Annotated in this window: 13 protein-coding genes; 8 read left to right on the top strand and 5 right to left on the bottom strand. The window is 68.8% G+C overall.

Annotation, left to right across the window (positions count from 1 at the left end; all coding sequences use genetic code 11):
* The first annotated feature begins 101 nt into the window (after positions 1-101).
* From AB0F51_RS24055 to glsA, 6 genes are all read left to right on the top strand, one after another.
* Entirely contained in the window at positions 102-2,741 is a 2,640-nt protein-coding gene (locus AB0F51_RS24055; RefSeq protein WP_360283515.1) for a LuxR C-terminal-related transcriptional regulator, read from the top strand.
* A 142-nt stretch (positions 2,742-2,883) separates the two neighbouring features.
* The gene (locus AB0F51_RS24050; protein ID WP_360283513.1) at positions 2,884-3,123 is read left to right on the top strand and encodes a hypothetical protein; all 240 of its coding nucleotides are present in this window, start codon (positions 2,884-2,886) and stop codon (positions 3,121-3,123) included.
* A gap of 76 nt (positions 3,124-3,199) precedes the next feature.
* A complete protein-coding gene (locus AB0F51_RS24045) occupies positions 3,200-4,717 on the top strand; it encodes a leucyl aminopeptidase (RefSeq protein ID WP_360283511.1) in 1,518 nt (505 codons plus the stop codon).
* Positions 4,714-6,381 carry an AbgT family transporter gene (locus AB0F51_RS24040; RefSeq protein WP_360283509.1) on the top strand — a complete coding sequence of 556 codons (1,668 nt, stop codon included), beginning with the start codon at positions 4,714-4,716 and terminating at the stop codon, positions 6,379-6,381. Before AB0F51_RS24045 ends, AB0F51_RS24040 begins: the two co-directional genes overlap by 4 nt.
* A gap of 9 nt (positions 6,382-6,390) precedes the next feature.
* Positions 6,391-8,187 carry an SLC13 family permease gene (locus AB0F51_RS24035; protein ID WP_360283507.1) on the top strand — a complete coding sequence of 599 codons (1,797 nt, stop codon included), beginning with the start codon at positions 6,391-6,393 and terminating at the stop codon, positions 8,185-8,187.
* 1 nt (position 8,188) lies between these two features.
* On the top strand, positions 8,189-9,187 hold the full coding sequence (glsA, locus tag AB0F51_RS24030) for a glutaminase A (RefSeq protein ID WP_360283505.1): 999 nt from the start codon (positions 8,189-8,191) through the stop codon (positions 9,185-9,187).
* A 3-nt stretch (positions 9,188-9,190) separates the two neighbouring features.
* On the opposite strand, the gene AB0F51_RS24025 is transcribed toward glsA, so the two are convergent.
* From AB0F51_RS24025 to AB0F51_RS24015, 3 genes are all read right to left on the bottom strand, one after another.
* Complete coding sequence (locus tag AB0F51_RS24025) at positions 9,191-10,318, bottom strand: trypsin-like peptidase domain-containing protein (protein ID WP_360283503.1); 1,128 nt, start codon at positions 10,316-10,318, stop codon at positions 9,191-9,193.
* Between the two features lie 20 nt (positions 10,319-10,338).
* Entirely contained in the window at positions 10,339-12,336 is a 1,998-nt protein-coding gene (locus tag AB0F51_RS24020) for a hypothetical protein (RefSeq protein ID WP_360283501.1), read from the bottom strand.
* Between the two features lie 95 nt (positions 12,337-12,431).
* Positions 12,432-13,397: a lysylphosphatidylglycerol synthase domain-containing protein gene (locus AB0F51_RS24015; RefSeq protein WP_360283499.1), complete on the bottom strand. Its 966-nt coding sequence runs from the start codon at positions 13,395-13,397 to the stop codon at positions 12,432-12,434.
* 296 nt (positions 13,398-13,693) lie between these two features.
* Here AB0F51_RS24015 and AB0F51_RS24010 point away from each other — a divergent pair, with 296 nt between their 5' ends.
* Together AB0F51_RS24010 and AB0F51_RS24005 are read left to right on the top strand one after the other, a co-directional pair.
* On the top strand, positions 13,694-13,915 hold the full coding sequence (locus AB0F51_RS24010) for a hypothetical protein (protein ID WP_360283497.1): 222 nt from the start codon (positions 13,694-13,696) through the stop codon (positions 13,913-13,915).
* 72 nt (positions 13,916-13,987) lie between these two features.
* The gene (locus AB0F51_RS24005; RefSeq protein WP_360283495.1) at positions 13,988-14,416 is read left to right on the top strand and encodes a PRC-barrel domain-containing protein; all 429 of its coding nucleotides are present in this window, start codon (positions 13,988-13,990) and stop codon (positions 14,414-14,416) included.
* 97 nt (positions 14,417-14,513) lie between these two features.
* On the opposite strand, the gene AB0F51_RS24000 is transcribed toward AB0F51_RS24005, so the two are convergent.
* Positions 14,514-14,792 carry a hypothetical protein gene (locus AB0F51_RS24000; RefSeq protein ID WP_360283493.1) on the bottom strand — a complete coding sequence of 93 codons (279 nt, stop codon included), beginning with the start codon at positions 14,790-14,792 and terminating at the stop codon, positions 14,514-14,516.
* 302 nt (positions 14,793-15,094) lie between these two features.
* Positions 15,095-15,274: reprolysin-like metallopeptidase (locus tag AB0F51_RS23995; RefSeq protein ID WP_360283491.1), on the bottom strand; the 180-nt coding region annotated here is incomplete at its 5' end.

Below are 15,274 nucleotides of genomic sequence, written 5' to 3'. Positions count from 1 at the left end.
CCTGCCGAAATCGCCGACGACCGGTTAGTCTCGGAAATTCGGAGAGCACAGAGACCGAATCTTCACGGGGCACGCCCACCCACGAGGAGGGGGTGAAGCGCGTGGCGAGTCCGGAGGCCGGCCGGCGGTATCAGGCCGGAAAGGTCCCGCGGCCGCCGTTGACGCTGGTGACCCGCGAGCGGCTTCACTCCGCCCTCGACCTCGGCGTCCGATCGCCGCTCACCATCCTCGTCGCACCGGCCGGCACGGGCAAGACGGTGCTGCTGTCGGACTGGGTCACGCGTCGGCAGCGAGCAGGTCAGCCGGTGGTGTGGCTCTCCGGGCAGGCGCCCGACGAACTGGGCTCGGTCCTGGAGCAGTTGGCCGGCGCGGACGACTCGGCGCCGCCGGAGCCGGTCGTCGTCGACGACGCACACCTGCTTCCGGCATCGGCGGTGGCCGACGTGACGCGTGTTCTGCAGGAGTCACCCGAGGCTGTCCGGCTGCTGCTGGCCACCCGGTACGACCTGCCTCTGCCGGTATCCGAGCTCGAACTCAGAGGGCTGGCGTTGACCCTGCGCTCGCGGGATCTGCGGTTCACCGATGCCGAGGCGACGGCGCTCGTGCAGGCACACGCTCAGAACGCGACCGTTGACGACATCATGATGTTCCAGCAGAAGACGGCCGGATGGGCGGCGGCGCTGGTGCTCGCGGCCCGGACGCTGCAGACCTCCGGTGCCGCCGTGTGGCCGCTGATCAATCAGCGGCCGGTGCTGGATCTCCTGCTGGGTGAGACGTTGAGCACCCTCGACGAGGACGTCCAGGTGATGCTGCTGAGCACGTTCGGCGCCACCTCGTTGACCGAACACCTGGCGACGGTGCTGACCGGCAACTCCGCGGCCGGCGCCATGCTGGCGGATCTGGCCGGCAACGGGCTGCTGGTGACGGCGTACGCCGAAGGCCGCGATCGCGAACCGCTGTACCAGTACCACCCGCTGCTGGTCGAACTTCTCCGGCGCCGGATCGCGGCGAGCGCCGCGGACAAGGGTCTGGTCGTCCAGGCCCACCGTCGCTCTGCCTTGTACTACGAGAACCATGGTGACCACGAGGCTGCTCTGCGCAGCTCGCTGGGGGCCGACGACACAGCGCTGGTCGACCGGATCCTGCTCCACCACGGGCCTGCGCTCCTGGCCGCCGGTGAAAGCGGTCTCGTCGCAGACGGCTTCGATGCGCTCCCACCCGGTTACGTCGACCAGCATCCTCGGCTGATCGGTGTCCGCGGGTTGCTGCGACGAGTCACCGGAAACGTCGCCGGGGCGGTCCTGGACGCGGCGACGGCCGACGAGCAGCTGAGCGACCTCGACCAGTGGACGCCGGACGACGACGCGCTGGCCGCGGACGCCGTACTGCTGCGGCTGTGGCAGTCCCGCTACGGCTGGTACGACGTCGAGGCGGCCATCGGACACGCGCGGACTCTGCTGGCGCTGGAACCCGCGACCGGCGACGACCGGCCACGCTCCGCGCTGAGCCCCGAGCGGCTGGCTTGGCTGCTGATCGAACTGGCCGCCGCGGAAACCTGGGCAGGTGATCTGGACGCGGCACTCAGGGACCTGGACGAGGCACTCGTCAGCGCGCGGATGGGCGGCCATCCGCAACTTGTCGCAGGCGTGCTCGCCCACCGGGCCGTCGCACAGCTCGTGCGTGGTCAGGCTCAGAACGCCGCCCGGTCGGCTCAGGGCGCGCTCGACGCGGGGGAACAATGCGAACTTCCGCCGGAGTACGTCGTTCGCGCCCGGCTGGTGCTGGGGGCCGCGGCCTTGAACGAGCTCGACCTGGACACTGCCTGGCGCTGCCATCGTCTGGTGGCGGAGGCCGACGTGTCCGGAACCGACACTGTGGTCGGGGCACTGCGCGCGATGTTGAAAGCAACGCTGCTGCTGGAGGTGGGGCGACTCGACGAGGCGCTGAGTGAGCTGGCCATCGAACCGGCCGCGGCCGGGCCGATGCCTTCGTTCCTGTCCAGGGACCTGGCACTGCTGCGGATCCATCTGGCGGTGCTGCTCGGGGACCTGTCCGGCGTCGAAACGCAGGTGGGTGTGCTCGAGCGCACCGGCAACACAGTGGAGGCCGAGCTGATCCGGGCGATGATGTCGGTCGTCCAGGGAGATCTGCAGACCACCTTGTCATCGATCGACGTGGTGCTCGACGACCCCGACCTCTATCCGCCACTGGCCGCGGCGGCCGCTTCGTTCCGGACCATACTGCTGGCCAGGACGGGGGACGAGCCGGCCGCTGACGCCGCTCTGTTGGACACCCTCAACCGGGTCACGCCACAGCACCTCCTGCACGCGGTCGTCACCGTCGGCCAGGAACCCACCTTCCTGGACCGGTTGCGCAGGCACGTCACGGGACCGAACCCACATCCCTTCGCAGCGATCGCCCTCGAGAAGCTGGCCGCCGGCCCCGCCGGTTGGCAGAAGGCCGGTGGAATGACCTTGCTGACCCGGACCCGGCCGGACCCGCACCGGCCGGCCCGGCGTCGTCTCGACACCGTGATCAACGGGGCCCGGATCCAGCTGACCGCGCGCGAGGCGGACGTGCTCGGCGAGTTGGCGCTGGGCAGCTCCTACACCGAGATCGGGCAGGCCCTGTTCATCACCGAGAACACGGTCAAGACGCACCTGACCTCGCTCTATCGCAAGCTGGGTGTCGAGAAACGCTCCGCGGCTTTGCGGGTAGGCCGCTCGGCCGGCCTGCTGTGAACGGATCCATCCCCCGTACCGGGTGAAGGGTGCGGCTCGGCGCCGGATCACCTTGTTCGGAGGAGGTCGCCGCCGGGCGGGGTTGATGGGATGAGGCGTCCGCGCGCACCACAGTGACGCGCCTGCCTGGGAGGAATCCGACATGACCCATCTGGTAGTGCTCGGGCTGGACAGTCGCGAGGACGCGGAGCGCGTCGTACAGCTGACCGAGGAGCTGGCCAAGCAACAGTTGCTGCAGCGCGAGGACGCTGCGGTCGCCTACAAGGATGCCAAGGGCAAGGTCCACATCGAGCAGACGATGAGCCTGACCGGCGCGGCCGCGGCCAGTGGCGCCCTGTGGGGCACCCTGATCGGAGAGCTCGTCCAGGCTCTCCAGAGCTGACCGCAGCCGCGCGGGCCACCGGCCGGGCCGGGGCGTTCCGGGTGCCGGCGGCCGCGCTCCGGCCGGAGGAGGTTTCGTGAACACGACGACCAAGGACGACTTCGATCCGATCCCGTCGACCCGGCACCGGGTCCAAGTCAGTGTCGGTTCCCTGCCGCAGGCCGAGGAGGAGACGGGCGCGCTGGCCGTGCCGGTCGCCGCCGATGCGGAGCCTCCCGCCGAACTCGGGATCACCTCGGCAGCGCTGGCGACCGCCGGCTTCACCGGTCAGCGCGGTCAGACCCTGGTGCAGCCCCGAGCCGAGGGTCCGGTCCGTGTCGCAGTGGGGATCGGCCCTGGCCGCGAGATCGACGCCGCACTAGTGCGTGATCTGGCAGCGGAGTTCGCCCGCGCCGTTCCCTGGCACCGGCGGTTGGCGATCGAGGTCCCGTCGAGTGGCCTCGGCATCTCGGTCGCGGACTTCGCCCAGGCGGTGACCGAAGGGGTGCTGCTGGCGCGCTGGCGTTACTTCCTCGGCCGGGACGCGGACCGCCCGACACTTGAGTCCCTGCTCATCGTGGCAACCGACGAGGACGCCGAGCAGGCCCGAACGGGAGTCGAGCGCGGCCGGATCGTGGCGGAGGCGTGCAGCCTGGGCCGCGATCTGGCCAACTGCCCGGCCGCGACGCTGTCCGCCGTACGAATGGCCGAGATCGCTGTCGAGGCCGGTACGGCGTCCGGTCTGGAGGTGGAGGTCTACGACAAGGACCAGTTGATCGCGATGGGATGTGGCGGACTGCTCGGAGTGAACCGGGGCAGTGCGCAGCCGCCCAGAATGGTCCGGTTGCGCTACCAGCCCGAGAAGCCGGCCGGCCGGATCGCGCTGATCGGCAAGGGCATCATGTACGACTCGGGCGGGATCAGCCTCAAGCCGAGCGACGAGTCGCACGCACAGATGAAGAACGACATGACCGGCGCCGCGGTCGTGCTCGCCTCGATGACGGCGCTGCGGGCACTGGACTGCACGACCGCGGTGACCGGGTACCTGATGTGCACCGACAACATGCCGTCCGGCTCGGCCATGATGCTCGGCGACGTACTGCGGATGCGCAACGGCACGACCGTCGAGGTGCTGAACACCGACGCGGAGGGCCGGCTCGTGATGGCCGACGGCCTGGCGCTGGCGGCGGAGGAACCGATCGACGCGATCGTCGACATCGCGACGCTGACCGGCGCTTGCCTGCGCACGTTCGGCGTCGAGATCGCCGGCGTGGTGGGCAACGATCCGGCGATCGTGGAGCAGTTGCGACGCGCGGGCGAGGCCGTGGACGAACCCCTGTGGGAGCTGCCGCTGCACAGGTCCTACCGGCGCCAGCTCGACTCGCCGATCGCCGACCTGACGAACATGGGCGGCGTGAACGCGGGGTCCATCACCGCCGCGTTGTTCCTCGAGGAGTTCGTCGACGGCAAACCCTGGGCACACGTCGACATCGCCGGTACGGCGCAGCTCCCGGAGCCGCGGGCCTGGCGCAACAAGGGCGCGACCGGGTTCGGCACCCGGTTGCTGATCGAGTTCGCGCTGCGGTTCGCCCGCCCGCCCGGCGTATCGTCATGAGCGCCAAGGAGGTTGGGGACAAACCCGTCAAGGCCGGCGGGATGCAGCGGGTGCTGGACGGGATCGAGCGGGTCGGCAACAAGGTCCCGCATCCGGCGCTGATCTTCCTGGGGCTGATCGTGCTGGTCATCGTGACGTCCCAGATCCTGTCCTGGGCCGGGACGAGCGTGACCACCGAGGTCGCCGAGCCGGCCACCGTCGAGGTCGCTCCGGAGTACCCGGGCGGAACGAGTGTTCCCGGCAACGACGCGCCGCCTCCGCCGGCCGTACCGGAGTTCGAGGTGCACGAGGAGACGATCACCGCCGAGAGTCTGCTCACCGGCGACGGCATCCGGTTCATGTTCACCACGGCGGTCCAGAACTTCAACGACTTCGGTGTGGTGGCGGTGATCCTGGTCGCGATGATCGGGGTCGGGGTCGCCGAGGAGGCGGGCCTGATCGCCGCCCTGATCCGCAAGATGGTGAAGGTCGCTCCGCGGGCCGCGATCACCTTCATCATCGTGCTGCTCGGCGGTATCTCGAGCGTGGCCTCGGATGCCGGCTATCTCGTCCTGATCCCGCTCGGTGCGGCTGCGTTCGCCTCGCTCGGGCGGCACCCACTGGCCGGGATTGCGGCCGCGTACGCCGGTGTCAGTGCGGCGTTCTTCGTGAACGTGCTGATCACCCCGGCCGACGGGATCATCACCGAGGTGACCAACGAGACGGTCGCGCTGGTCGCCCCCGACGTCGACCTCAACGTCACGCACAACTTCTACTTCAGCATCGCCGCGACGATCTTCTGCGCGGTGGTGATGACCGTGATCACCGAACGCGTACTGGAACCCAGACTCGGCAAGTACGACCCGGCCGAGGCGCCGCCGGATGCACCGGTCGACCATCAGCCGACCGACGAGGAGTCGGCCCTGGAGTCGCGCGGACTGCGGTTCTCGGTCTTCTACCTGCTGATTGCCATCGCGATCGTCTCGGCGCTGACCTTCATCCCGGGCGCTCCGCTGCGCAATCCGGAGACCGGCGAGATCTTCGGGTCCTCACCGTTCATGAGCAGCCTGCTGTTCATCATCTCGATGCTGTTCCTGGCCGCCGGCCTGGGCTACGGCCGGGGTGCGAAGTCGCTGGTCGGCAGCACCAACGTCATCAACGCGATCGTGAAGACGTTCAACGGCCTGGGCGGCCTGATCTTCCTGATGCTGCTGATCGCGCAGTTCATTGCCTACTTCAACTACACCAACATGTCGACGCTGGCCGCGACAGGGCTGGCCGACCTCCTCGAGCAGGCCGACATCGGCGCCCTGCCGTTGCTGGTCGGCTTCATCGTGCTGGTGTTCGTGATCGACCTGATCATGCCGGGCGTGATCCCGAAGTGGGCGATCCTGGCGCCGATCTTTGTGCCGCTGTTCTACCGGCTCGGCATCGCGCCGCAGACCGTCGTCGCGGCGTACCGGGTCGGCGACGGTCCGGCCAACGTGATCACGCCGTTGATGGTCTACCTGCCGTTCATCGTGCTGGTCTGCCAGAAGTACCGGAAGAAGGCCGGTCTGGGCACGGTCGTGTCGATGATGCTGCCGTACACGATCGTCGTCCTGGTCGCCTGGACCCTGTTCTACGTGGCCTGGTACCTGTTCGGGATCCCGTGGGGGCCGTCCTCCCCGGTGCACCTCGGCTAGGCCCGCGCCATGGATCACGGCACGGTGAGCCTGATCATTCTCGGGCTCACCGTCGTGGCGTTCGTCTGGAACCGGCTGCCCGTGGAACTCGTTGCGGTGCTCACCGCCCTGGCTCTGTGGGTGACCGGCGTACTGGAGTTCACCGAGGTCCTCGCGGGCTTCGGTGACCCGGTGGTGATCTTCATCGCCACGTTGTTCGTGGTGAGCGAAGGCATCGACTCGACCGGCGTGACCGTCTGGGCTGGGCAGTTGATCGTCCGGTACGCCGGCACCACCCGCGGCCGGCTGCTGATCGCCGTCACCGGCATGTGCGCTGTTCTGTCGGCCCTGATCACCCTGAACGGCGCGGTGGCGGCGCTGCTTCCGCTCGTGGTCATGCTCGCCCTGCGGATCGGTCAGCCACCGTCGCGGATGCTGATGCCGCTCACCTTCGCGGGCAGCGCCGGGTCGTTGCTGATGCTGACCGGTACGCCGGTCAACATCATCGTCTCCGACGCGGCCGCCGATGCGGGGGCGGGCGCCTTTGCGTTCTTCTCCTTCGCCGTGGTCGGTGTTCCGCTCGTCATCGGCACGATCGCGCTCTCGGTGCTGCTCGGCCCCAAGCTGCTGCCGGCCGCGAGACCTGCCCATCCGGCCGCGGATCTGGCCGTGCACGCCCAGACCCTCGAAACCCACTACGCCCTGCCCGACGGCCTCCACCGGCTGCAGGTCAGTGAGTCGTCGCCGTTGCTGGGCCGGACGGCAAACGACGTCGACCTGACGCCGTACCCGGACGTGGTGATCGTCGGAATCCAGGACGAGCAGGGCCGGACCCGAACCGACGCGGTCATCGACGTCGGCGATGTGCTGGTGGTGAGTGGTCCGGCAGAACAGATCGACAGCCTGACGAGCGACTCCTCGCTGACGGTCTGCACGACGCCGGTCCCGGCCGACGAGCTGATCACCGGCGAGGCCGGTGTGGTGGAGGTGGTGATCCCGCCGAGGTCGTCACTCGTCGGTGAAACCGTCTTCCCCGGCATGCACCGCGGACGCGAGCTGGTCGTCATCGCCGTGCAGCGGATGGGAAAGGACCGGGGCAAGAAGCACACTCAACTGGCCGAGGGCGACGCGCTGCTCGTCTACGGTCCGTGGCCGGCTCTCGACGAACTCACCCGGGACCGGGACGTGTTGCTGGTGGACTCACCGGAGCTCGTACGCCGCCAGGCGGTGCCGTGGGGTCCGAAGGCGTCGGTCGCCGTCGCGATTGTCGTCGCCATGGTCGTGTTGCTGGCCACCGGTGCCATCCCGCCGGCGATGGCGGGCCTGCTCGCCGCGACGGCAATGGTGCTCACCAAAGTGGTCGGACCGCGCCAGGCGTATCGCGCCATCTCCTGGCAGATCGTCGTACTGATCGGCGCGCTGATCCCGTTGTCGGCCGCGATCCAGTCCAGCGGTGGCGCGGACCGGATCGCCGACCTGATCATCGACGCGGTCGGGCCGGGCCGCCCGTACCTGTTGCTGCTGGCAGTGTTCGTCCTCACCGCCGCGCTGGGCCAGATGGTCAGCAACACCGCGACGGTGCTGATCGTCGCGCCCATCGCCGTCGCGGCGGCCGAAGGCACCGGAACCTCTGTCCGGCCGGCCCTGATGCTCGTCGCCGTGGCCGGCGCAGCCTCTTTGCTGACTCCTGTCTCCACGCCCGCGAACATGATGATCATGAGTCCGGCCGGCTACCGCTTCGGGGACTACTGGAAACTCGGCCTGGTGGTGATGGCGTGGTGGTTGCTCATGGCAATGATCATCGTCCCCATCGTCTGGCCGTTCTGAGATGGCGAACTCCGAGCGCTTCGTCTCGACCGGCGGCCTCCCCGATGCAGCCGCGGTCGGGAAGCTGGTCCGGGCGGCGTACGAGAGTTTCCGCGACCTCCGGTCCGGTGCCGTCTCGGACGTCTACCCGGCGTTGGCCCGGGTCGATCCCGACTGCTTCGGTGTCTGCGTCGAAGCGATCGACGGACGTCGCTTCGAGGCGGGCGATTCGCGCCGGCCGTTCACGATCATGAGTGTGGCCAAGCCGTTCGTGTTCGCGCTGGCGTGCCAGGCGGCCGGAGTGGAGGTGGTCCGGGATCTGGTGGGGACGAACGCGACCGGGCTGCCGTTCAACTCGGTGCAGGCGGTCGAGCGGTCCAGTGCGGGACGCACGAACCCGATGGTGAATCCGGGAGCCATCGCGACGACCAGCCTGACCCCGGGTGACTCGCTGGAGGATCGTTGGCGGTTCGTCAACGACGGCCTGAGCCACTTCGCCGGGCGCGCGCTCGTTCTGGATGCCGAGGTGCTCGCGTCGGCTCGCCGTACGAACCACCGCAATCGTGCCCTGGCCGCCCTGCTCAAGAGCGTCGGGGACCTGGTCGGCGATCCCGACGAGGCGGTCGAGCTCTACACCAGGCAGAGCTGCCTGAGCGTCACCGCGGTGGACCTGGCGACGATGGGGGCCACGCTGGCCGACGGCGGGGTGTGCCCGGCCAGCCAGCAACGAGTGATCGACCCGGACGTCGCGCGGGTGACGCTGGCCGTGATGACGATTGCCGGCCTGTACGAGACGTCGGGTGACTGGTTGCTCGATGTCGGTGTGCCGGGCAAGAGTGGGATCGGCGGCGGCATCGTCACCGTGTCGCCCGGTAAAGGCGCCCTGGGAACCTTCGCACCGCGGCTCGACCGGGCCGGCAACAGCGTCCAGGGCCAGTTGGTCGCGCGATTCCTCTCCCGGCGGATCGGTCTCGACCTGCTCGCCTCGCAGCCGGTCGAACCGGCCGGCGCACGGCCCTGAAGGCTAGGGCGCGGCCAGGGTCAGAGTGGTGGTGGCTGAAGTCCCCGCCCGCACGTAGGTCAGCTCGAGAGTCTCGCCCGCCTTACGAGTCAGGGTCGCGACGACGATCTGCTCACTGCTGACCGCGGGTTCGTCGCCGACCTTGGTGATGATGTCGCCCGCCTTCAGCCCGGCTTTGGCGGCCGGTCCCGCCGGGTCGACAGCTTGCACGAAGAGCCCCGCGGGTTTGCCGGTCGCCTCGACCACGGCGGGCGGGATCTCCTGCACCTGCAGACCGGTTGTCGGATGTCCCGGCCGCCCGGTCCGGATCAGCTCGTCGGCGATCGGCCGGGCCAGATCGACCGGGATCGCGAAACCCAGTCCGACGCTTCCGCCGCCGCCGACACCGGCAGCGTTCGGCACGGTGGCGATCGCGGCGTTCACTCCGACCAGCCGTCCCGTGCAGTCCACCAGCGCGCCGCCGCTGTTGCCGGGGTTGATGGCCGCGTCGGTCTGGATGGCGCCGATCAAGTGGTGAGTCACGCCGTCGCCCGGTACCGGCACGTACCGATCGAGCGCGCTGACGATGCCGGACGTGACGGTGCTGGCGAGGCCGAGCGGAGCGCCGAGGGCAACCACCGGTTGGCCGATCCGCAGCGCCGCCGACGAGCCGAAGTCGATCAGTGGATACTCCTTCGCCGCGTCGGCCGCCTTCAGCACGGCCAGGTCGGTGCTCGGATCACGACCGACGATGGCGGCCGCCGAACTCCGGCCGTCGCTGTACTGCACCGATACGCTGCCGCCTGTTCCTGCCGCGACCGAGATGACGTGGTCGTTCGTGAGGATGAAACCGCCTTCGGTGATGATCTGTCCCGATCCGGTCCCTCCCTGGCCGCCGCGGCGAGCCGAGACCGTGACGATCGACGGGAGCACCTGATCGGCCACCGGGACGGCGGCGCACATCGCCGTACCGGGATCCTGGGCCGCCGCGTCGGCACTACTGCCGTCGTCCCGCACGGCGACGAAGATCCCGGCGGTGATGAGGGCGCCGACCAGCGCGCCGATCAGGAGGGCGGCCGGCACCAGGCGGGACGGGCGGAGGCGGCTCCACCGGCTCGGACGTGTCGGTGGTTCGCCGTCGGCCTGGACCATCTCGACCTCCTCCGGTCCGCTCAGGAGCCGGAGCGCACCGGCGGCCGGCCGTCTCGCGCGCTCGCGTCACCAACCCGAGCGTAGGTTCGGTCCGCGCCCGGATGCTCACCTGATCCAGGTGAATCCGGCGCGGGCTCGGCACGGTCGAAGTACAGGTAAACGACCGCGGCGGAGGTGACCGGCATCGCCAGCGCGAAGAGTGCCGACGAGATCAGATTGACCAGCGCGGGCGGCAAGTCCGTCCCCAGCAGCAAGACGATGCCGGTGATCGGCCCGACGGCCAGGCCGAGCCCGGTCACGATCGCGAGCGGAACGGCGGTGCGCCACCACCTGCCCTTGACCAGCAGCCGGCTGCGCCTCAGTGCCGTCCTTCCGGAGCACTGCTCAGCCACCACAACAGGTACGGCGAAGGCGCGGCTGACCGCGTAGTACACGGCCAGGGGAATGGTCGCGACGAAGAGCGTCAGGGCCGCGATCACGACGAAGTACTGCACAGCGGCCCGGGTCAATGGCTTCCACACGGGGATCAACCGACGGAGAGCGTGCGTGGCGGTCATCGACACGCCGCTGTCCAGCTGGTCGAGGGTCGACGTGACGGCGGCCAGGAGTACGACGTACGTCGCAGCGGTGAGCACCGTGATGGCCAGCGCCGTTAGGGATGCCCAGAAACCTGTGGCGTCCTCGGTCGGAGCCCCGAGGTCGGTCGGGGCGTCCCGGCGGGCTACTTGCAACTCGGCCAGCGCGAGGGTCAGCAGACTGAGGACAACGAATGCTGCGACGAAGCGCGAGAACAACCCAGGCCGTTGGCGCAGCAACCGGACCGCGGCGACGACTGCCTGGCCCCAGGCCCGCCGCTTCCGGGCGGGCAGGGGATCGGCGTCACTCCACCGTGTGCGGCTGGCGGCGAACCAGATCAGCACCACCACCATGATGAGCACCAGAGCGAGCAGCCAGGCGCGGTCGAGCGTCTCCCGGACCAGATTCGATCCGGTCGCCACCGCCGTACAGAAGACGTTGGTGCTGCTCGGTCCGAGCAAGGTTCCGGCCGGCACGGTGCCGCTGTCGTCTCGCCAGGTCGCCTCGGCGTTCCCGATCGGCGCCGTCCACGCCTGCTTCATGTTCGGCCCGGTGGGTCCGTCGAAGAAGGACCGTTGCCGTTCGCCCCAGCGTCCTTCGAAGGCCAGCCACGGATACTGCCGCAGATAGTCCGCGCGCGTCATCGGGACGTAGGCGACGCGTGGTCTCAGCTCGGACTGTGGGTTGGTCGTGTCGTCACATCCGAGTCCCTCCGAACCGCGACCCAGGTACAGGCGCCGGCCGTACTTGTTCGCGTGCGAGCCACCCGCGGGATAGACGACCGGATGAGTCGCGTCGACGATCTCCAGTTTGGCGTCGCCCCATCGTGCCCGCTCGGCTCCGCCGTGCTGGCTGTACCCGACGGCTGTCGGTGTCGTTTGCAATGCTGCTGCCGGAGTCGCCGCGTCGAAGACGATCCGGATCGACTCCCAATCGCCTTCGTGGGTGTTGTTGTAGTCGTTGAAGACGTAGAAGAACCAGTACTCCAGGGACAATTGTCCGGGGAACCCGGGATCGGTCGTGACGTGGGCGTAGACGGTCGCGGAGTGCGCCGCGTTGATCCGCGCCGACCAGTTGGCATAGGTACAGCCCGGGCGCAGCGGATCACCAGGGAAGTCCAGGAAGTGACCGGGGAAGGTCAGGCCGAGGTCCTTGCCTTCGGGCTGGGGCCGGACCAGGTCGGGCGGCCGCCAAGGGCCGCGGAGCGCGACCTGCTGATCGCCCAGGACGGCCTCGACATCGGTGGGCTGGAACTGCTCGCCGTTCGCGCAGTTCGACGAATCGCCCTGCAGCCTGACGACGGGCGCGTAGCGCTCGGCCAGCGCCGCCGCGGCGGCGTCCTCAGGATTCCCCGCGGCGGCCGCATCAGTGGAGCCCAGCAGTACCGTCAACCAGGCGCAGGCGACCAACGGCAGCGCTCTTCGCCACGTCCGACCCGCCATTGCGACAGCATGTGCCCGCCTGACCGGTCGCACACCATCCGGCTCCGGCCTCACCCCGCAGGTCCGCTCACCCGATTCAGGTGATCCGTCCGCGCTCAGGCCGTCCGCCGATGAGAGTGCGGGGAGACGCTGCTGGAGCGTCGCCACCAGGCGACCGTCAGAAGGCCGACGACGACCGGTACCAGCTGGACGGCGACTCGCCAGACGAGCAGCCCGGCCACGAGATCCGTTGCCTCCAACGCACTGTGGTCCGAGACGAACGCCGCGTAGGTCGCGTCCAGGACGCCCGCGCCCATCAGCGGTAGGCCGGTCAGCGGGTAGGCGACCATGAAGCTGCAGACCATGAGCAGGACGGTGGGACCGTTCAGCTCGACACCGACGAACGCCAGACAGAGCACCAGAACGCCTGACTCCACGGCAACGAGAAGCAGTTGGCTCAGAAGTGCGAGCCAGCCACGGTCTCGCATCCTGTCCGCACTGTGCGACTGGAAGGACACCAGCCGGTCCGCCCAGACATCCGGTCCCGGACTCGTCGGTCGTACCCGAACCACCAACCGCCCCAGCAGGCGCCCGGTCCTCGCGGCGGTCCGCTCGGCGCGCAACGCGTACAGCAGGCCGACCAGCAGCACTGCGGCACCGGCGCCGAAGACCAGTGCTGACCACGCGAAGGGAGCATAGAAGGACTGTGCGGCCCACCAAACCGCGAAACCCAGTGCCGGCGCGGCCAGACGGACCACGTAGAAGAGCGCCGTACTGAGGGTGAGACCGGAGGCCGCGTCTGTGCTGTCGATGCCCCAGGAACGCAGCATGGCCAGCCGTAGAACGACGTCGCCGGGGGAGGGTGCGATCGTGGCGACCGCTGCCGCCGCGACGTCGCTGACCATCGCTCGCAGGTAGCTCAATCCGGCGATCAAGAGGGCGAGGGGAGCAGCGAGGACGGCGCGACGGAACAGCATGACGACCAGCAACACACCGATCTGCCAGCTGCTCAGGTGGGTGAGCGCGTAGCCGACTTCGCTCCAGTCCACTCCCCGAAGCAACCTCAAGAGCAACCAGGCCACGACCACCACGAGGACAACTCGGCCGATACGCAGCAGAGGCTTCGGCACTTTCCGCCGAGCGGTGCTGTGGGTTGGCGTCCGCGGTGGGGGAGACGGAGACTCGGCCACCTCACCAGCGTGCTGATCGGGAGCTCGACCACCATCCCCCGATCCGGGGGAGTGGTTCTCCAGCCGGCGGTCCGGTCGCCTGTGTTCCTTGGCGAACCGGCCTGATCGCACCGTCCCCCTGCACGGGTGATGCCGCGCGGTCTCCAGAGCAGCAGAGTCGTGGCGACGGGCCGTGAAAGGGGCGTCCCATGGGCCACTACGTCATCCGGGTGGAGGGCACCTTGTCGCGCGACCTGACGGCTGCGTTCCCGTCGCTGTCCGTCGATCGGGAACCCGCACAGACCGTCCTGCACGGACAACTCGACGACCAGGCGGCACTGGCCGGCATCCTCAACCACCTGGACATGCTGGGCATCAACATCGTCGAAGTCCTCCAGGTCCCGTCCGCTCACCCTCCGAACGGCTCCTGACACCTGCTGATAGGAGTTCCGTAACCAGGTCGTGGCCGTCAGGTTCGGCGGTCGGTACACGGGTACCGGGAGGTGTCGACGTCGTGGGTGTGGCCGGACCGGTCGGCTCGGCTCGGCGTCGGGGACTGGGAGAAGGGCAACGTCATGAGCATGTTCGATGCGTGGAGCTATCGCGAGGACAGCGGTTACGCCGAGGGCGCCGACCTCGTCGGCTACAAGATCGCCGCGACTGACGGTGACATCGGCAAGGTCGACGAAGCCAACTACGAAACAGGTTCGGCGTCGATCGTCGTCGACACCGGACCGTGGATCCTAGGACGCAAGGTGCTGCTGCCGGCCGGGGTCGTGCAGCGGATCGACAACGACGAACGGAAAATCTACGTCGACTGCACGAAGGATCAGGTCAAGGACTCACCGGACTACGACCCCGACATCGGCGGGACCCAGGACTACCGCGATCGCCTAGGCGATTACTACGGCACCCACGGACAGGGCCTGTAGCGCGCAGTACGGTTTCGGACTGTCCCCGACAGATAGATGCCGAGGGCAAGGACCCGGCTGTCCGCGCGCCGCGGTAGCCGCGGACATCCGGGACCCATCACTGTGGTGGTTGTGTCGGCTTCGAGGCCGTGGGTCGCCGGTAGCGGACGAGTCGCCGTAGCTGGGCTAGCCGGACTGTTCCGATCGCCATCGTGACCAGCCCTACGGTCAACGCGGTGACCAGCAGTGCCAGCGCCAGCGGTACGGAGCCGTCCATCCACAGGAAGCTGACCGTGACTTTTCGGGTGTTCTGGAAGATGAAGATGATCAGGAAGACGCCGAGCACCGCGCCGGCACAGATGCCGACCCAGGCTGCCCCGGCCCGAGTTCGCGGCACCACTTCGCCTTCGGGGGCAGGGGGCCTATTCGAAGGCGAAGTGGTGGGGTCAGCCACAGCAGTGTCGGGAACGTCGGGTGAAGCGGATACGTCCCGACGCGGTTGCTCCGGCGACGTAGTACCGGTCCGGAGCTGCGCGGATGTAGCTCTGACGGCCTTCCGAGTGCGGTGCAATGGAGACACGATGCACCCCTTCCAGAGCGCCGGCAGGGGCAGCGCCCGAAGCTTCGGGCCACCGTTCCGGTCCCTTCCATCGTACGCCGCCGAACAGGACGAAAGTTGTGCTGCTGAAAGGTTCGCCGTCAGCGCGGATTGTTGGCGTAGATGAGTTTGAGCAGCGCACGGTCGGAGCTGTCTGTCGTGTGCCCGTCCCTCATGATCGAGGTTGCCGCCGGCTGGTTGTGCGACAGCCCGAACGTGTGCCCGACTTCGTGAGCGAACATGTCCGTCCACTCCGCCCCGCTCCGGCATGACGTGTAGTA

It is taken from the genome of Kribbella sp. NPDC023855, from assembly GCF_040639475.1.
In the GTDB taxonomy this organism is placed as follows: Bacteria; Actinomycetota; Actinomycetes; order Propionibacteriales; family Kribbellaceae; genus Kribbella.
The sequence above is the reverse complement of the archived record's forward strand: the minus strand, read 5'-3'. Positions and strand labels throughout refer to the sequence as shown.

Coding starts and splice junctions, on each gene's coding strand:
- AB0F51_RS24020 (WP_360283501.1), bottom strand. CDS start 12,336: ATGGCGGGTCGGACGTGGCGAAGAGCGCTGCCGTTGGTCGCCTGCGCC.
- AB0F51_RS24035 (WP_360283507.1), top strand. CDS start 6,391: ATGGATCACGGCACGGTGAGCCTGATCATTCTCGGGCTCACCGTCGTG.
- glsA (WP_360283505.1), top strand. CDS start 8,189: ATGGCGAACTCCGAGCGCTTCGTCTCGACCGGCGGCCTCCCCGATGCA.
- AB0F51_RS24050 (WP_360283513.1), top strand. CDS start 2,884: ATGACCCATCTGGTAGTGCTCGGGCTGGACAGTCGCGAGGACGCGGAG.
- AB0F51_RS24040 (WP_360283509.1), top strand. CDS start 4,714: ATGAGCGCCAAGGAGGTTGGGGACAAACCCGTCAAGGCCGGCGGGATG.
- AB0F51_RS24025 (WP_360283503.1), bottom strand. CDS start 10,318: ATGGTCCAGGCCGACGGCGAACCACCGACACGTCCGAGCCGGTGGAGC.
- AB0F51_RS24010 (WP_360283497.1), top strand. CDS start 13,694: ATGGGCCACTACGTCATCCGGGTGGAGGGCACCTTGTCGCGCGACCTG.